Genomic DNA, 18,538 nt, shown 5'->3' on the forward strand with positions numbered 1-18,538 from the left:
TGACTGTATTTTTAGTTCTGATAAGATGCAGCAAGCAACTGTTCAGCTTTGATTAGGTCATTGAGAAAATGCACAGGGTTTATGTACTTTCCATTGTCCTTGACGGAAAAGTGAAGGTGCGCTCCGGTAGAGTTTCCGGAATTACCGCTTTTTGCGATGATGTATCCGGCTTTCACCAATTCTCCTGCTTTGTAGTAGATTTCTGAAAGATGTAGGTAAGCCGTTTCAAAACGTTCGTAATGCTTTACTTTAATAAAGTTACCTCCTCCTTTATTGTCCCAGCCCGTTTCAGTAACCGTTCCGTCCATTACGGCATATACATTCTCGTAATGGGCTTTTAAGTCAATGCCATTATGCATCCTGGATGTTCTAAATATTGGATGTACTCTGGCTCCATAGGGTGAGGTCACTGAAATTCCCCGGCTCAATGGCATCGCTATTTTGGAGAATGCTAATTCTTCAGAGCCATTTTCAAAAGCCTTTCTTGTGATTGATAAAGACGTTTCTTGTTCATTATTAACAGTTTGACTTTGAAGTTGTAAAATCAGTGAATCTTTTATTTTTTGCATATTCCATTTATTGCGATTTACTTCTGAATTTTCTTTGATGATAGCTTTCAGGAAATCCAGTTCTTTTTTCAGTTCTGACCTGCTATTACTGTGAAAAATATCCTTCCAGATTTTTTTACCGCTTTTTTGCTTTGATTCACCGATCTCTCGCCTGTACCTGTCAGTTGTTGCATTGTCAGTTTTCTTTGGCAATAGAGGTGTAAGTGTATTGAATTGACCGAACATGGACAGATGAAAAGAAAAAATCAATCCTGTTAAAAAATTTCTAGCTATTGATTTCATGATGCTGTTTTTATATGTTCATTGACAATAAGTTCGACTTCCCGATTGATCCTCCTGAAATTGGACATCAGTATTTCCTCTTTACGGTTCTTACCTTTTTTATCCAGAAATGAATAATAGACCGGCATTGCAACGTAATTATGTTCCTCTTTTTTAATGGCCTTTATATCCAGATTAATTTTTCCGTGAATCGCAGATGTTTTATATTCATCTGTATCGTTTTCTTCACCCTGTGCAATCATCCCTACCATTTCACCGGTCTTCAACGCTGCAATCTTTCCTGCAGGTATCATGTTATCCATCTTCTCATTGATGCTGGTCGTCGTTCCCTGTTGTGATATGGACTGGGAATACGATTTCTGTTTGATCTTTCCGAATAGTTTTTCCAGCCAATCCAGTGTGTTTTTATCTCTGGCGGAACCTGAAATTATATTTCCGACAATGGCAGAAATGGTATCCGCCACCTCCTTTTTATAAAACTGTCTTAGCTGTGGAATTTCCTGTAGACCAAGTAACACGGCAACCCTGTTGCTCCGAGCCGTTGCAACCACATTATCGATTTTATGGATATAAATGGTTGGGAACTCATCTGCAATAATTCCTCCCGGGAGATTATGCTTCGAATTGATCAGGCGCAGCGTTCTATTCAGAATTGAAGAATATAAAGCAGAATTGATATCCTGTGTTCCGGGATCAGAAGCTAAAATAAGAATGGACGGATTTTCTCTGTCGGTAATTTTCAATTCAACTTCATCGCCGGAAAAAACCCAAAAACTTTCTTTGGTAGCCAACCTTGAAAGGAAGATCTTTAAAGTTCCAATCTGCCCTTCCAGCTGATCAAAAGCTTTGTTGTCGTAAGCCGTTTTGAAGGGTGAAAGCAATGAGCCAATTTCTTCATTGGTAAACAATGTGTCAAAAATTTCCTGATAGCTTCTGTTCATAAAGGAAAGAATATGTGGTAGGTCAGAATATTTTCCATTTTCAAGCGTTGCGAAAAAGTAAATGCAGGACGACAAGAAGTTGATTGCGGACTGCGTAAAAAACGCATCCGAGCCTCCGCCGGAACTGCTTCCTCCTTTTTGAAGCGAGGACACCATTGATTCCGCCATTTCCTGTGCTTCTGCCAAAGTCTGGATATACTTTTTATGAAAAGGATTAACTCTTTTTGATCGTTCGACCTCATTTAGATTAATGACATGGAAACTATAATTATAATCTGATTCTTTACTCTTTTTTAATAGGTAATGGTAGTAGGCAATCTGCGCCAGATCAGGGAATTTGAAATCATAAATGCATAAACAGAAGCCTTTAGCGATCATCTGACGAATCGCAGGATTGATCACTCCAAATGACTTTCCGCTGCCCGGTGTTCCAATAACCATAGTCCCTCTAAATGGATTAATGTTGATCCAGCCTTTATTGTTTTTTCCGTTGTACCGGAACAGATATGGGATATTGATACTTGTACCATTGTTAACCACCTCCTTATTTTGATCAAAAGATTCCTCTTCAACATTCCATCGGTCTTTACCCATTTTTTGCTGCATCAGCTTTGAAATGCTGTCAGCTCCCATCTGAAGGATAACTGCTCCTATAAAAGAAAGAACCGCATAGATGACTTGGAATAGGTTGAGTCCGGGAAATACTTTTGGAAGTTTTGTATTCCCCGCTTCTTCCTGCCAAATCAATGAAGCTAACATCATCATTAATCCTATTACCATTGGAACGACAATTTCCGTGGCGATATTGAGATCTTTCTTTTTCTTTGCCCTGGTCCCGATGGCAACAAGCCCGATCAGAATAAAAGTGGCTATTTTAGCATTCACTGGCGGATAGATAAAACTCATTTTTGAGAAGTTCTTCAATAGATTTGAGATCGCCGGGACATTAGCATTCATGTAAAAAAGCGAAGCACAATCCAATGCAACGACAGCATAGACTGCCTTTTGCAGAAATCCGTAGATCTTGATCTGATGTTGTTGTTCTTGCATTAGGAATAATTATTAAAGTATTCGTTTAGTAATTTGTGTTCCGTAAGTAAATCACGATGCAGTTTCTGTTGTTTTTTAAACATGTTTTCATGTTTTTTCTGCATCTCTATAAGGCTCTCATCCAACCGATTTAACTGATCAACTAGCTCTTGTGCTCGCTTTTCCGTCTTCTCAACAATATAAAATCGGCTGGCTTCTTCGCTAAATTTCTCAAATGATTCATAAAATTTTCTTAGATATCTGTACTCTTGATCAAGGTTCCTTAACTGATTTTGCTGTTCCTGGTATTTTAGTTTAAATGCATCAAGGAAGACATCTCGCCCCTTGTTACCTTTAACCATTGAATTCATCAGTATGGCATAAACAATTACAGAAGTCGCCATCATTAGATATAAAAATCCATTCACCATTTGTTCTAAATTAATAGATGCCTCCATAATAAAGCTTTAAAAAGTGTCAGCTTTGAGGATATCTGAGTAGTTAACTTTCATTTCAATCGTCCTTCCGGAGAGCTGTTCCTCAATCAAGCGTATCACCATAACCTTGGAGTTCGGATAGGTGAACTTTTTAAAGACATAAACATTTCTGAGGTTCTTCCTGAAGTGCTTTTGTAGGTTTAGCCGGAAGACAGGTGTCATTTCAATGCTTTGATTGTTGGTCGCTTTATGGATCTTTTTATCCTCAATGGAGAATTTAAGGTCTTCCAGGTCATAGCTCAGGTTGGAGCTATTTTTAAAAGTTATATCAAGAAAAATATAGTCGCCAACGACGTAGACATTATTCAGCTGCATGCTGAGATTAAGATTTTTTTCTTTCCTGACCGGATTTTTTTCAGCCTTTTTCTGAATAATATCCATTGCAAATTTCCTCAGTTCACCGTTTGAGAAAGTCATTTTATCGAACTCGATGGGCTGCATCGCTTCTGGCTGAATGTGGATATTGGTTATCGTGTTCAGATTATCCTGGTTTCTGTATACTGCTTTGTACTGTGCAATGAATGACTGCCCGACAACAGTGATGATTCCCACCGTATCTCCGCTGAAAAAAGAAATGTTTTGTTTCTTTTTATCCTTTTCGGAGATAGTGTTGTCGGTAATTTTAATTCTGGCGATATTGTTAGCCGGGAGATCGCCCGTCAGTTTATCGGTAGATAGATCAACATACTGAATGGGCTCCGGTGAGATCATATGAAGATTGATGCCCTCCGTGATTTCTATTTCCGGCAGTTCCGAAATAATCTGTTCAGTAGTTGCAGTTTGCGCTGTTACAATTTGCGTTGTCAATATTAATAGACTATACAATAAGGTTCTCATTATATTATTTATTTTGCTGGTTTTGTGAATCTTTGAGTTGTTTTTCGTCGATAAGGAATACATAGGAGTTGTATTTTAGTTTCGCTTTATTGGTTTTGATTAGATTGGCGATTGATTTAGAGGTGGAAGTGAATAATTTGGAACCGATGCTTGTAAAGAATCCTTGCCCGCCCACATCCATTTGGGTTCCCTGAACCGAGTTGCTTCCCATTTCCCGGATCATATCCCGGAAAACGCTTTGCGGTACATAGAGACCCTTCATTCCGTCCACATCGTAGATGGAGAGATTGACAGGAAAAATTTCACCGTTGGTAAATACCGATACAATTTTAAGATCAACTCTTTGCATCGAAAATCCGGAGATCTGTCCATAAAGTATGGAGCCTTGGCTGATTTTCCGGTTGCCCACAAAAATGTCTTCCAATAAGCGGAACCTGATCCTGCTGCCGAGAAAACCTTTATTGTTTTCGTCAATAACAGCCTTGATGAAGCTGTTTTCCTTTTCTTTATAAAAAGCATTGAACACGCTGTTAATTCCTGATTTGCTGACATTGAAGGTGGAATTAAGAAATTCTTCCATCTTTTCCTTATTGGTTTTGAGCCTTTGTTCCGCTGCCAACTTGCTTTGATATTCCGGATCTCTGGCTTTTTCCAGGGAATCCATCACGAGCATTTGCTGCTTCAGATATTTAACAGGGTCAGGTTGGACACTGTTTGTCCCTTTAGAATTTTCAATTGAGTGGCTGGTTTCTGATTTGCCATAAGATTTATCATTCAGCATCCTGATAATTTCAGAAGATCTTTTGTAGTCCTTATCCTCATTTTGCTGCTTCGGATCATAATATGATGAGGGAGTTCCTTTAGCCTGATATCGGTTCTGCCTTGATGACACCGCTTTAAGGGAATCAATTTTTCTCTTTTGTGCTAACGATAATTGGTCATCATAACTTAACAGGCTATCCTGTTCCTTATCAAGTCCTTCGAGCATTGTCCGGTTGTCGTCTTTTTTGAAAAAGGCGTCGTAAGCATCATTCTTGTTCAGAATGGAATCTTTGCTTTCACCTAAGGAAAGAGAAAGCTCTTTGGGCTTGTCTTTGGGTTTATCCTCTTTGGCAAACTGCGCTCCTACATAGGCAAAAAGAAGCAGGAAAGGCAAAGCCAAAAGCGGTAGCACGTATTTTCTCTGTTTAAAATTAATTTTCTTCATTGCGTTCGATTTTAAATAAATTGCCTCCGGCGCTAACGGCCATTTTTTAATTGTTGGTATTGGTTATACAGAAATTCTATTCTCAGGCTGTCCTCTTTTTGTAAGGCATTCCGATCTCTTTTTGCTTTCAGCAATTTGAGTTCGCCAACGATCTTTTCCATTTCTTTGTTTTGGCCTGCAATAGTATTCTGGCTGATAACCTTGTTGGAATAAAGAATAGGAGGCTTTATCTTAAAGTTGGTATCAGAAGGAAAGAAGATTCCCTGAATCAGTGAACCGATGAAAGAAACCGAAAGAAAAATCATTGAATACGTATAGAACCTCTTTGGATTTTTAACTGCACCGGCTAACCATCTTTGCCCAGTTTGTTTTATAAAAGCATTCATTTTAGTATGAGTTTTTAGTTTGGCTAGAGATTTCTTCATTGTCGATGATACGCCAGTTTTTCAGCAGTACGCCGTGCGGATTATTGGGACTTCGGATGATGTCCTCAAAAAACCCTTCCGTGATCAGCTTCCTGGTAATGACCGATGATTTCCTGGTGATCATCTGCTTTCCGAAGAATTGAAATTTGTTCTGCTCCATATTGAGATTGATAGAATCAGTATGGATGCTCACCATCGAGCTTGAAGCCACAATCTGGTTGTAAAAGCCTTTTTCACGAAGATTGGTATATTCCTTTTTCCCGCTGTCATCAATGAGATAAAGAGACTTTTGAATATTCTCCTTGATGTAGGCATCGTCTGGAGCCAATGTAAAGAACAGCCGATGGAATAATTCGATCTGTGCTTTGTATTCAACAGGCCTGTTCAGAAGGACATCAGTTTGTTTGACTAAAACCGGAACCCCGTTATCCAGAACATAAATGGATTTTCGGGAATCCTTAATCATTTGATAGGAAAAGAAAAACCCCGCAATGACTACAAATACAGCAAAGGCAATGGCTGACAACGAAACGATCTTATTGATCTTGATTCTGTGTTCTATATTTTTGATAAGCATCTGTATTTTATAATTGATAATTAATAATTAATAGTTGATTTTATTTTCCATTTTTCATTGCCTTTTCCACCCTTCCGGATGCAGAACCCGCTGCTGCAGATTTTACAGCAGATATGCCTCCTGTTTTTACCGCCAGTACAGCAGTTTTGGCAGTGCTCGCCACCTTTCCGGCTGCATTTTTCATTTTCGTCATGGCACCTGCTCCGCCAGCTGAAACAATACTGTCTGCTATTGTTGGGGTCATCAATACCCCAATTCCTGTCACGATGTAGGCGACACAGGTAAAGAGCTGGTTATAGATCATCCCTGAATTACTTACATAAACCATCAATGCATCCAGGTTGGCTATTGTTCCATTGGTCAATAAGGTATCGTAGCGCTCTATTTCCATCGTATACCCTGAAGCAATAAGCTGCTGACCAATATTGATAATTGTGTAGGCTACAAATGTGTAGAGATTAATATTGATGAATTTGGATACCCAGCTGTACAGAGAGTTTTCGAATCCCGGCACCAGTGCCATTCCGACAGCAATAGGCCCCAGGATAATTAAGATATATGCCCAGATCTTTTGAATGAAAAAGATGAGATAGACACAAATTCTAAGGATGGAAAGGCAGACAAACTCGATCACTTCGGCGACTAGTTTCTGCATTTGAAATTCCATCCTGATCTGCCATTCCTTGATAGGCTGTAACAGTTTATCAATCCCTTCACTAACATCAAACCACGAATCATCCGCATCTTTTGAGGTATTGTTAATGACCTCCTGTTTGGCATCTTCTTCGGCATTGAGTTTAATGACCGCATCCAATAATTGTTGTTGTTTTTTGAACCGCTGTACTCTCAGGTCATTGACCTCGGATTCTATATCGCTGAAAATAGCAATTCCGGGTTCGGCGATTGCTTCAAAGGGCGCCTGTATCAGATTGACAAATCCTGTCCAATAGACCAGGGTAAACCCGATTAAGATTGGTTTAAGCATTGGTGTGATTTCCCACTCACGGTCTCCGGCAGCCATCTGCCAACCCATATAACCCAGGTACATCAATGCTCCCAATCCTCCGATCGCCCTTCCTACCAGTGCTGAGCCTTGTGCATTATCCTGAACACTCGTGTCCAGTTTGGTAAAGACCTCCATAAACCATTTTTCAAAAGCACCATCACCCTTTAGAAATTGAAGCAGGTTGCTGTAATCGCCGTCAGTCTGGCAAAAACCCATTATCGGCAGTAATATAGCCAGAAGGCATAAAATTAATGTTGGCTTTCTATTCATTTCTAATATTTGTGTTTGTACTGCTGCATTACATTTTGAACAATGCCTTTGTCTGAAGCAGGGGTCCATTGATTGGGCAATGCTGTGGTTAAATGGTTGTTCAGTATATTTTTGTAATCCAAAAGCAAGGTTGTTTTATTATTGTACTTCCTTAGTTCCTGCATAAATTTCCGCCATCGGATCAGTGTTTCGTGATACATAATAAAGCGTTTTCCCCTTGGCATGTCCATCGAGCGTGACAATGAATATTTTTCCTTGATGAGATCCAGTTCTTCTTGTAATCTTTTTAAGGTGCCGGTTGTATTGAACGTTTCATAGGTTTGCTGGTCTTTCAGCCGCCATTCAATAAAATTCTGCGGGTTGTCCGGAAATTCGGTAACTGGCTTAAGCATTCGTTTGTAGTATAGCAGCCAAAGCGGATCTGCATCGACTGTGGCCGAAGTCCAGTGCGCCAGATCCTGAACACTTCTTTTGTAGATGGTGTCGGATGCAGCCTTGATTTTCTTGGCTTCTTCTTCCTGGAATTTGAGTTGTGCGAATCGAAGATTTTGTTCTCCGGTAGGTTTTAATGGACGGATATCCTCACCATCTTTATAATCCCTGTTGATCTTGGGAGCCCATATTCCCCAAACCGTTGCATAAGCAAAATTGGTCTGGATGCCGAGGAAATATTTGGGGTAAGGACGCCAGTCTCCCCAGCTTTCAAAAGTCATTCGCTTGTGCTGGGCAACGATGGAAGGATCGTTCAGCCTCTTAACACTAACTTGTCCGAATATCAGAACGGTAACTAACAGAAGTTGTAATAGCTGTATTTTTTTTATTAATGTTTCCATAATTTTAATTGAAGATGTATTTGTATTTGGTAATAATATCTCCGATGATCGCCCTGTCAATATTGATGTAATTCCTCAGAACCGGCACTTGGTATAAATAAGGAATCTTCTTAGCGTTTTCAAGTCTTAGGATGATGTAGAGAATGTTGCCGTGAATGTTTCGTACGCGTGTAAACACTTTTTCAATCAGCATTTCGCGATCCATTGAATCCATCAGGAAATCCTTATCCTCATTCATAATATCCTGTGCAACTTCCTGCTGTAGCTTTACAACCTGTTTTCCTATTTCAACATAGTATTTTGAAACCAGTACAGCATATTCCGGGTGCTTTGCGGACAGGTCCAGCATCTTATTTGAATTGCTGACAATTTTCCCTAAGTACTGGTAGAGGTACATCAGTTTTTTACTCTGGGTCAATGCAGAATTGACATTTTTCAACTGCAGATAGATGTATTCCTGTATCGCAATGACCTGTGCTGTTTTGTTTTTAATATCCTCGTATAATTCTTTTTGCTTTTTGTAAGAATCCAGGAACGCCTGCTCACTGGCTAAACGTACCCCGTGGTTGACCGTGATCTGTGACAGTAACTTATCGTTAATCACGATCTGCTGGCTTTGAATTCCAGCAACGGAAAACAAAACAATGCTGAAGGTGAATATTTTTTTCATAGCTAGAAGGATTTGATGTTGTTCATGATATCCTGCACGACCTGTCGGTCCCTGTTGACATAGTATTGGAAAGCTCTTTTGTTCCGTAAAACCTTCGCTTTGATATCCTTTATTTTTAAAAGCATATGCGTAGAATTTCTGCTCAGCGTTTTGACCTCGCCCAAAGCGTAGTCCAGTAAGATTTTGCGTTCCGATTGTTCCATCTGGTTGATAGCTCCATAGGACAAAACGATTCCTGTCAATAACCGTAAGGTCATTTGAAGGTCATCTACAAACTGCACCTGTGAAGGTAAAACTGCAATGATGGAATAAGGCGCAGTATTGATCTCATTAATGATCGCAGTTTGGTTATTCGTTATCTTGGTGATTTCCCTGCTCACTGCTACTCCTGCCGGAATCGCCTGTATGGCAAATGACACGATACGAAGCCTGTCCTGGATTTTGGTGACTTTTTCCTTAAAGTTTTTCCATTGTGATTGGTTAGCCGTTTCTACTGACGCATTGAGCGTTTGCTTTTGCCGCATCTCTTTCTGCCGGTCATGTTCCTTCATCGTGGCATTAATCTCAAGATCCATCATCGGGAAAGAAACATTTTCCTTTTGCCACGCTGGCGTAGAGCCACCACCTGATGATGTCAATAGGCAATAAGTTGCAGCAAGGAACAGGGCACAGATCAGGTTCTTTTTCATCATTTTGAGTTTAAAAATTCCGTTTGTAGCGGTTCATAATATCATCCACAATGGCCTTATCGGTATTAATGTATCCGGCAAAAGGATTAATGGAATTCCAGAATCCCAGCCTGTTGGCTTTTTCCAGTCGAAGCTTAATGGCCAACAGCCACAGCTTTAGGTTTTTCACATTCCCTGAAATGTTATGCAGGATCTTGTAACGGTCTCCGGCGGTTGCAAGGTTCAGCTCACCCGAAGCCAAAATATCCGATACATCCATTACGATTTTCAGGCTTTGCTCATAGGTTTTCTGTGAAGCTTTTACCCCGAAAATGGCATACTGCGGATGTTGCGACGCTAACTGTACCACTTGCGAGGAATACGTATAGCATTTATTCAATTCAGAATAAATCTCTTTGACCTGGATTCCGTTCTGTAAGGTTCCTGATACTTCTTTCAATCCCTTCAGTATTTTATTCTGAATATCATTCGCCGCCACCATCTGAGTTCCCACCCATGTCTGCGCATCCTTCAACTTCGAAGTTTCATCAATAACCTCATTCTGCTTGGCTTTCAGATTTTCTGAATAGAGAATCATTGCAGCGGTTACCGTTGGATCGATGTAGGTATTCTGAGCGGATAGCAATCCACAGAACCCTAAAAATAGCAGGCTAAACTTCTTCATATTGGTAGTCTTTATTAGTTATCAATTCCGAAAAGCTGATATCAAGGTCGTCCAATTCCTGTGAGATGATCTTGAAAATATTTTTTCCGATGTGCTTTTTCTTCATCCTTTGGTAGTAAGAGACAACTTTATGATCCAAAGGATTCTGGTACAAATTCACTAAAGACACCAGGTTTTCAAGACTGTCGCCAAAAGCTTTTAGGTCGGAAACGATCTTTACCAAAGCCTCATCATAATTGCCATACTGTTGCACATAGTATTCAACGGCTGATTTCTCAGGCTTTTCCGTAGTGTAAGTCAGGTATTGTTCAAGCGAAACTTCATTGCCATATACTTCACCTTTGGAACCTCTCTTCAGATAGAATTCCTTGAACCGGCTTCTCCCGATCTTGTTGTTGAGATTGTTAATCGTGAAAATTTTGTTTTGCTCTACTTTATTCAAAGATAACAGCGACGCGATGCGATCAAAATTGTCTTTGAATTTGGTCTGATCCAACAGGATAAAGGTGTCGGAATTGTTGATAATGGAATCCTTAACTACGGCATTTCCAATGATATCATCCAATTCCTGGGTTACAACTACGGCTTCACCCCAAAATTTCCGTACAGTTTTATAGAGGTACAGAATATATCCGCCCATCAGTTTACTAGCAATCGCTTTCCAGGCCTCTTCAATGATGAGGGCTTTTCTTCGGTCTTTTCTAAGCCTCATCTTTTGAATAAACGTGTCCATAATAATCAGTGTCACAATGGGAAACAGCTTTGGATTATCCTTCACATTGTCGATTTCGAAAACAATAAATGATTCATTGAAAAGCGTGTTGTCAGCGGATTCATTTAGGGTCGTTCCATATCTTCCGCCTTTATAAAAATCCCTCAATACAAACAAAAACGTCCTGAGGTTGAACTCTCTTTCCGTAATGTTGTGCTTTTTGTTATTGAGGTAAAGCGGCAGGAATTTATCACAGTAATCGTAGAATCCATTGAACGAAAGCTCTTTGGCAGGCAACTTTTCTTCAAGTTCTTTAATCTTTTTGATGATTGACTTTCTCAACGATTCATTCCAATCGTCTGGTGTCTCCGGATATTTAATAATTTCTGCAGATCTGATCAAGATGAGTTGTGTGTCGTCGTAGATCTTTCTTCGCTCCATATCATTCAAAGTTTCGTAAGCCTCGTAAACTTTGTAGAATTGTTCACTGTCATAATCAGGATTGTTAGCATTCTTATCCGGATGATAGAATTTCAATAATTTTCTTCCTGCTTCTTTCACTTCATCCGGGCTGGCATCGAAAGCAATTCCTAAAATATCATAATACGTTCGTTGCTCCTGGACCTCGCTCTCATATTCTGCAAAAACATCTTCTTCGTGAATATTGTACTTGTTTAGATAAAGAATCAGCTCTTCTGAAGTTTTATGGTTATACCATTCGGTTCCTGAATTGAAATATTGATGATAATAGGACATCAGCACATTATCCAGGATGGATTTCTGTGCAGAAGACACTGTTGCATCCGGCCCTTGCCATATCAGGAAGATCAGATTGGTAAGAAATTCTATTTTTTCGATATTAAATTCTTTTTTATCCATAATAAAGGGATTCATCGTGATCGGTTTTTCTTCGGTGTATTGAATATATCTACCGCCTTTATATTTGCAGGTTCCTGAATAAGAATCTCCGGTATCTACGATCACCACATCATAATTATAGGTCAGGTATTGCTCAACAATATTGTTCATCAGGAATGACTTCCCGGAGCCGGATGGTCCTAAAACAAATTTGTTTCGGTTATTGATCCTCCCGGTTTTCATTGGAAGATCAGCGGGATCAACCTTTAACGGAACGCCCTGCCGATCTGTAAATCTCAGGTAGAAGTTAGATTCTTCATTTACGGGATAACTTTCTTTAAAAAAAAAACACAAGGCCGCTTCGCTTGTCGTCATGAAAAGATCGTACTCCCTGAGTTCTGTGGCGTTACCCGGAATGGCTGCCCGAAACAGCTCCATCTGGTTGTAGGCATTTTTTGAAACGATAATACCTTTTGTGAAGAGCTTATTCTCAATCATGGACTGGATTCCTTCCATCTCTTCCATAGTGTTTGTTGAAAATATCAGGGAAAAATGAGCATTGACCACCAGCTGACCATCAATGGCAATATTATGCAGCAAGGTTTGGATCTCTTCTGCGATGATGGCATTGGACGGCGAGTTGTTGGCTGCACCTTCGTGTTTTTTCTTTTTCTTATCAAGTTCCCTTTGCTGCTGGGCCTGGATTGGAATCGTTATGACTTGATTGTAAACTATGGTTTCATAGCTTTCAAGCTCATTGATAAACGTGAAATTATCAACGGCCGTTTCCGCGGCAGCTCCATTGCCTCCTAGAATAGAGTAGGACTCTATTTCAGAAGGAAGGTCAATATTTTCCACATCAACATAAGAGATGTTTTTGACGTAGCGGTTTCCAATCTGTAAGTACGCGTTGGTACTTTTGATATTGTCAAAAGTGGGAATCTCAGAAAACTGCATAGACAAAACTCCGGAAATGTAATATTCAAAATCTTTTTCAAACAGAAATTCAGGCTCGCAGTCATTCTGCTTTAACAACATAAATACCTTCTGAGATTTATCACGAAGCTCCTTATAGCTCTTTTCGGAAAATGCGTAATGTTTATTTTTCTTCTTTAGTTTGTCCTCGATTATATCAGTAAAGAGCAAAACGGTCTCAATAGTTTTGAAGAGTCTGCCTTCAAAATGATCGGAGTATTTCTGCTGGAGGAATTGAGTGGATGGTTCAGCGGAATATTTCTTTTTAGTGAATATATCCAGTTTTTGAACAATCCGTCCTTCGCCTATAATGGACACGACCTGATTAAGAATCGTATGGAAGTCCAGGTAATTGTCCGGATCGGCAGAATATTGTTCTACTACGTTTTTTATTCTAATCCCGATAATGGGATTGCCGTATTGCCCGAAAAGCACGTCAAAATCCCAATTGAAATCCTTTCCGTAATCGTAGCCGATGAACGGAATGTCAAATACTTGTTTTTTTGCTGTTGCCATTCTTTAAAATTTTATTATTGTTTAATCTTTTTGGGAAAATGAAGATGTGATCGAAGTGTTTGGTCTTGTTATACAGACCGTATTTGTCCTGTCTTTTGAAGATCAGGTAAACACCTCCGGCTGTTGCTGCAAGCCCTAGGAGTGAGCCGAGCAATCCGAATTTGGATAGTACCAGGGCGGCAACAACGCCAGCGCCGATAACTGCCACGGCGTAAATGATGTACTTGCCTTTAAGCCCGAAGAATACAAGAGGCTTTTTAAGCCCCTTGTAAAGGTAGAATCCCATTTTAGGCAAAAAAGGAGGTTACAAACTCAGGAACAACGATCAGGAAGATCATGGCACCGCCATAACCCAGGATTTCTTTGTTGACGTCCTGGTCGCCGTTGGTCCATTTATTATACACTCTCAGACCGCCAATAAAACCAACCAATCCGCCGACGGCTTTTAAGATCAGCTTTATCGGGTCCCAATAGTCTTTAATATCATTGGCTGCGTTTGAAATGGCTGTTGCACCGCCTTGTGCAAGCATTGGTGTAACGGCTAGCAGTAGCAATGCTGCGGTGAATAATTTTTTTGTTGTCAGGTAACGTTTGTGCGTGTTTTTCATCATATTGAAATTTTATATTGAATTGTGTTTTTGCTTAGAAAAAGGCATAGGAAATGTGCTATCCGGCTCAATAGAGCGGATCATTGGTGTATTGAAAATTGTCGTTTTCCTTTCTAGATCATTGAATGGTAGACCTTGAATCCGTCACGGTCTGCAAGTACCTGGACGTGCGTTTCAGCCAGATTGAGGAATTGGTTAAATTGCTGTTTCAGCCTTTGAGAAGCATCTTCTTTATTTTGTTCAGCTTGGAGAATCTCATCATTTTGATAAGGTAGTTCTGAGAACTCTCTGCTTTCAATGTATTGACTATCTTCTTGATCTGTTGAATCGTGTTGTGTCGTCGGATGTTCATCGATGTTATACGTATCTTCTAGCATATTGATAGCTTGCTCAGATTCAAATTTCTGTCGGTAGTAATCAAGGTGCCGGTTTTCATCAGTGTCTTCTTCAGTAGAAGGGAAAGGCTCTTTTTTGTGGAACGAAGTTGGGGTGCTGAGCTGTTCCACATCATCAATGTTGACCTCTATTATTTCATTCGTATTTACCTCAGCAAATGCTGCGAGGGCGAATTCTTCACCTTCTTCGTCTTTTAAGACAGTGTCCTTTTTCAGGAAAAGGTCATAAAGGATATTTCCTGCATAATAGAGCAGATAAACTGCCAGAATGGTAATAAATATTTTGATCATCGTCGGTAAAGTGTTTTTAGTTTGGTAATTTGTTATAGGCTAATTTCAAGCGTTTGGCTGATGTAATCGATCATTTCATTGAAAGGATGTTTAACCGCATATTTCTGTTCATAAGTCAGTCTTCTTGTATCGATGGTCTGAAGACAGTTTCTTTTGAATACCGGATTTTTCAGCAGTATTCCGTATTTGCTGATCTCAGCGTCCATACCTTCCTGGTTCTGGTATTTATAACCTTTATCGTATTTGGACCGGATGAATATTCGCTCTGCCTGGCTTTCCAGCAATCCCAGAAAGTTGATAAAGACCAGCGTAGATTTTGCAGAGACATTTGAATATTCAAAGGGTATCACAATAAAATCACTGTAGATCAATAGATCACTATAACGGGCATCTAAGGTTCCAGCAAGGTCAAAAAGGTGGATGTCTTCGCTTTCCTTCATTTCGATCAGATGTTCAAAGTCGGAAAAAGGCTGTTCGTTATCCTCATCGATAATGGCCACATCATAAAGCTTTGGCAGTTCTGACTCTTCATCTTCTTGCCATTTGTGGTAAAAAGATTTCTGAAAATCAAAATCGAACACTTTAACCTTTCTTTCAGACATTCCCGAAATATAATTGGCAAAAGCAATCGCAAGTGTGGTTTTGCCTGTTCCTCCTTTTTGTGTGCCAAATGTTATAATCATAGGTTTTGCTTTTTTGTTGCCGGTTAATGTTCATAGGTATTTTTCAATCGATCATATTTGATTTACCTCTTTTTTTTCTTCCGTTTTTTCAACTCATCCTCCATCGGGTCTTTTGCTCCGCCGGAACTCTTATTCCATTCAAAAAGCATTTCATTAACGGCCTGCTTAAATTCCTTTTCGGTATTGGTTTCGGCCAGCTTTCCAGTTTTGAATTCCGGATTAAGAAATTTCTGATACTGTTGTTCGCCAATTAAAGATTGCAGTTCTCCAACAAAATGAAGTTTGGAATGGATGGCGAAATACTTTCCGTCTTCCGATCTCATCAGGCTGACATCATCTTGACGTTGGGTTGTGAGATATTCTTTTACATCATTCCTGACCCTATTGAATATTTCTTTGTTTTTCAGTTTTTTATTCTCAAACAGCATATAATCGCTCAGTTCATTTTCAGGATATATTGCTTTCAAATATTTCAGCAATATGTTTTTGGTTTCTGCATTGGGAATGCCGTAATCTTTCAACTGCTCAAAGAGTCTTTTATCCATTGATGCTGAAGTGAATTCGAATAGGTCACCCATTTTCACAATCTCACTGCCTTTATAAACGGCGCCTGTCTTACGATCGATAAGAGTGTATCCGAAAGGCTTCTTATCATCTTTATGATGAAACACAATGTCAATTCCAAAGAGATCCCTCAGCTTTTTCTGTAGTTCGCTTTCAAATTCGATTTCAGGTTTCCAATGATCTTTGTACTTTTCCTCCGGAAGCATGGCTTCCAGCTTTCTATAGTCATGCACTCTGAATACTTTGTTGGAGTAAAGCCCCTTGTACTTTGAAAAAATGGCTCTGATCTGCTTTACCCGCTTCTCATTTACTGTATTGCTGAAAACAATTTGGTCAGCTGAGAAGCTTCGTTGTACGATGCCGTTTTTGGAAATGGTAATGGATCTTTCATCATTTGTGTTTTCGATAAGTTGATAGCCATTTCTGTTAAGCAAAGTTTTAAGCTGCTGAAAAGAGCCAATTTTGTAAGTTAAAAGTTTATCTAATTTTTCTTTCTCATTGATTCCGTATAGTTTTTCCATCACCTGGGCTAAAGCTTTTTGCGCCTTTAGCTTTTCGTAACGGTCATCAATCTTTTTTCCGGTTTGTTTATCTACCCTTGTGGAAACAATATGGATGTGATTGTTCTCTGTATCATTGTGAAAAACTGCTATGTAAGGCTGTTCTCCGTAACCCATTTTATCCATAAAGTCTTCACTGATCTTTGTGAGCTCTTCTTTGGTATGATTCTGAAATTTAGTTGAGATCACAGCATGGAATTGCGGTTTTTGTACTTTCGTACTTTTGGATATTGCCTTTAAATAGTTCCTGACCTGTTGCTTGTCACTGTCTTTATTGATCAATGATGGAAAGTTTTTCATCAGCATCAGTTCGCCTTTGCCCTTGTCCACCTTCTTATCATTGTAGTCCACGCCGGGGAAATTGGAGCCGGCAGGTTTCATTAGCTTGACGATCATTTGGAAAGCAATGCGTATATGTTTTCAAACATCTTATTTTGCTGCGCTTTCAGCTTCTGTATCTCTAAAAGTTGTTTAGAAAATAGTTCCAACTGATCTTGCGAAATGTACTTTTGTCCGTTGACCAGCTTAGCCACCTGGTTGATATTGGTTTCGATCTTTAAAAAGATGTTATCCTGCTTTTCGATGAAGGTCAATATTTGTTTTCGTTCATCATCCATTAATCTGTTTTCTACAGAATCGATAATCAGGCTGGTCATTGAGATATTTCTTTCCCTGCATTTTTTCTTCCAGTTTTCCTTTCTTTCCTGTTTGATCCTGAAAAAGATTACCTCAGAACTGCTATTGTCTTCTTGTTTCATGGGAGACTCCAACTCGGAATACCATTCACACTTTTAAGGATATAGGTTCCGCTCAAAGGTGGTGGTGGAATCATTTCTGTGGCGAATCCAAATGAACCGTCTGCTTTGGCAACTACTTTCTTTGTATATGTCGGATCACCGTCTGCGTTAGGCATCTGTGTTGGTGTCACGCTTAGCTTACCATTGATATTCAGCCATCTTTCAGCAAAATCCCCCGAAATCAACGCAAATTTGTAGTCCGTATAATTATTGGTAATACTGTCCCAAAAGCTGGTAGAGCTTGTTGTAACGGGGGTGGAATGTATAGCTAATTTATTGCTGACACTTCTGTTTCCTGTTGCGGGGCTTCCGGCTCCAGCGCCAATGAATACATTATTGGAGCCTGTCCGGTTCCCGGTTCCTGATAAATATCCGATCGATATATTATCATTTCCGGAAGTGATGTATGACATGGCTCCGGCACCTATCCCTATATTCCTGCTTCCTGAAATTACGCCATTTGCAATTCCGTTTAATGCTGATACACCCGCACCATAGTTCAATTTCCCGGTAACTTCTCCCTGGGACATGGCATAAGCGCTGGCAGAGTTACCTTTTCCTGATGTAATATTGGCATCGGTAGCTAGAATAGAGTTGTATTCGCCTGTAATGGGGCTTCTTGATTTTCCCAGGATATAATTTTCCTTTTGATCAAAATCAAGCTTCAAACTGTTTTTCACTACCAACTCAACCGAAGAAGTGTTGCCTCTGAGTGCGACGATTTCTAAAGGATCGCTTTGCAAAACAGGAATCCATTGCTGTCCGTCGAAACAATATAAGCCCGTTTTTTCGATATGAGCCACCTGTCCCACCAAATTAGTAGCTGGTGATGTCACAAAGATTAATGCCCCTTTCTGAGCAGTAGAAAATGATTTTGCAGCGATTTGGTCTCCTGTAATACGGGGTGGAATAATACCATCATAATGACCTGTATCATCAGGCTTTCCGACCACTTCAAAAGTGGCTTTTGGTGTCTGAGTATTAATACCGACTTGTGAAAAAGCACTGGTGGCTATTAGTACAAAGAATAATTTGAGAAAATTGTTTTTCATTGTGTTATATTGTTTTAATTTCATTTGGTTT

Annotated in this window: 20 protein-coding genes; all 20 read right to left on the reverse strand. The window is 39.7% G+C overall.

The features are described 5' to 3' along the window. Positions 1-11: 11 nt before the first annotated feature. Positions 12-851, reverse strand: coding sequence for a M23 family metallopeptidase (locus MKS83_RS19660; protein ID WP_240580982.1), 840 nt, complete (start codon positions 849-851; stop codon positions 12-14). Continuing rightward, on the reverse strand, positions 848-2,842 hold the full coding sequence (locus tag MKS83_RS19665; RefSeq protein WP_240580983.1) for a type IV secretion system DNA-binding domain-containing protein: 1,995 nt from the start codon (positions 2,840-2,842) through the stop codon (positions 848-850). Before MKS83_RS19665 ends, MKS83_RS19660 begins: the two co-directional genes overlap by 4 nt. After that, a complete protein-coding gene (locus MKS83_RS19670) occupies positions 2,842-3,279 on the reverse strand; it encodes a hypothetical protein (protein ID WP_240580984.1) in 438 nt (145 codons plus the stop codon). Before MKS83_RS19670 ends, MKS83_RS19665 begins: the two co-directional genes overlap by 1 nt. A 9-nt stretch (positions 3,280-3,288) precedes the next feature. After that, positions 3,289-4,155 (reverse strand): conjugative transposon protein TraN, encoded by an 867-nt coding sequence (gene traN, locus MKS83_RS19675; RefSeq protein ID WP_240580985.1) that lies wholly within the window; start codon positions 4,153-4,155, stop codon positions 3,289-3,291. Positions 4,156-4,159: 4 nt separating this feature from the next. Beyond that, on the reverse strand, positions 4,160-5,362 hold the full coding sequence (gene traM / locus MKS83_RS19680) for a conjugative transposon protein TraM (RefSeq protein ID WP_240580986.1): 1,203 nt from the start codon (positions 5,360-5,362) through the stop codon (positions 4,160-4,162). A 32-nt stretch (positions 5,363-5,394) separates the two neighbouring features. Further along, the gene (locus MKS83_RS19685) at positions 5,395-5,748 is read right to left on the reverse strand and encodes a hypothetical protein (protein ID WP_240580987.1); all 354 of its coding nucleotides are present in this window, start codon (positions 5,746-5,748) and stop codon (positions 5,395-5,397) included. Position 5,749: 1 nt separating this feature from the next. Then, positions 5,750-6,364, reverse strand: coding sequence for a conjugative transposon protein TraK (traK, locus tag MKS83_RS19690; protein WP_240580988.1), 615 nt, complete (start codon positions 6,362-6,364; stop codon positions 5,750-5,752). 40 nt (positions 6,365-6,404) lie between these two features. Further along, positions 6,405-7,640 carry a hypothetical protein gene (locus tag MKS83_RS19695; protein WP_240580989.1) on the reverse strand — a complete coding sequence of 412 codons (1,236 nt, stop codon included), beginning with the start codon at positions 7,638-7,640 and terminating at the stop codon, positions 6,405-6,407. Positions 7,641-7,642: 2 nt separating this feature from the next. Beyond that, entirely contained in the window at positions 7,643-8,353 is a 711-nt protein-coding gene (locus MKS83_RS19700) for a hypothetical protein (protein WP_240580990.1), read from the reverse strand. A gap of 124 nt (positions 8,354-8,477) precedes the next feature. Further along, a complete protein-coding gene (locus MKS83_RS19705; RefSeq protein ID WP_240580991.1) occupies positions 8,478-9,143 on the reverse strand; it encodes a hypothetical protein in 666 nt (221 codons plus the stop codon). Between the two features lie 2 nt (positions 9,144-9,145). Then, entirely contained in the window at positions 9,146-9,835 is a 690-nt protein-coding gene (locus tag MKS83_RS19710; RefSeq protein ID WP_240580992.1) for a hypothetical protein, read from the reverse strand. 7 nt (positions 9,836-9,842) lie between these two features. After that, positions 9,843-10,496 (reverse strand): hypothetical protein, encoded by a 654-nt coding sequence (locus MKS83_RS19715; RefSeq protein WP_240580993.1) that lies wholly within the window; start codon positions 10,494-10,496, stop codon positions 9,843-9,845. Further along, positions 10,483-13,557: a TraG family conjugative transposon ATPase gene (locus tag MKS83_RS19720; protein WP_240580994.1), complete on the reverse strand. Its 3,075-nt coding sequence runs from the start codon at positions 13,555-13,557 to the stop codon at positions 10,483-10,485. Before MKS83_RS19720 ends, MKS83_RS19715 begins: the two co-directional genes overlap by 14 nt. Next, the gene (locus MKS83_RS19725; RefSeq protein ID WP_240580995.1) at positions 13,529-13,843 is read right to left on the reverse strand and encodes a DUF4133 domain-containing protein; all 315 of its coding nucleotides are present in this window, start codon (positions 13,841-13,843) and stop codon (positions 13,529-13,531) included. The genes MKS83_RS19720 and MKS83_RS19725 overlap by 29 nt, the downstream gene beginning before the upstream one ends. Position 13,844: 1 nt before the next feature. Next, positions 13,845-14,168 carry a DUF4134 domain-containing protein gene (locus MKS83_RS19730; protein WP_002978105.1) on the reverse strand — a complete coding sequence of 108 codons (324 nt, stop codon included), beginning with the start codon at positions 14,166-14,168 and terminating at the stop codon, positions 13,845-13,847. 110 nt (positions 14,169-14,278) lie between these two features. After that, positions 14,279-14,851 (reverse strand): hypothetical protein, encoded by a 573-nt coding sequence (locus tag MKS83_RS19735; protein ID WP_240580997.1) that lies wholly within the window; start codon positions 14,849-14,851, stop codon positions 14,279-14,281. Positions 14,852-14,883: 32 nt separating this feature from the next. Continuing rightward, positions 14,884-15,534, reverse strand: coding sequence for a ParA family protein (locus tag MKS83_RS19740; RefSeq protein WP_047096288.1), 651 nt, complete (start codon positions 15,532-15,534; stop codon positions 14,884-14,886). A 62-nt stretch (positions 15,535-15,596) separates the two neighbouring features. Further along, on the reverse strand, positions 15,597-17,039 hold the full coding sequence (locus tag MKS83_RS19745) for a relaxase/mobilization nuclease domain-containing protein (RefSeq protein ID WP_317224473.1): 1,443 nt from the start codon (positions 17,037-17,039) through the stop codon (positions 15,597-15,599). 11 nt (positions 17,040-17,050) lie between these two features. Further along, positions 17,051-17,416 carry a plasmid mobilization relaxosome protein MobC gene (gene mobC, locus MKS83_RS19750; RefSeq protein ID WP_240580999.1) on the reverse strand — a complete coding sequence of 122 codons (366 nt, stop codon included), beginning with the start codon at positions 17,414-17,416 and terminating at the stop codon, positions 17,051-17,053. Further along, a complete protein-coding gene (locus MKS83_RS19755; protein ID WP_240581000.1) occupies positions 17,413-18,507 on the reverse strand; it encodes a hypothetical protein in 1,095 nt (364 codons plus the stop codon). The genes mobC and MKS83_RS19755 overlap by 4 nt, the downstream gene beginning before the upstream one ends. Between the last annotated feature and the right edge of the window lie 31 nt (positions 18,508-18,538).

The sequence above is a fragment of the Chryseobacterium sp. Y16C genome (assembly GCF_022488405.1).
GTDB lineage: Bacteria > Bacteroidota > Bacteroidia > Flavobacteriales > Weeksellaceae > Chryseobacterium > Chryseobacterium geocarposphaerae.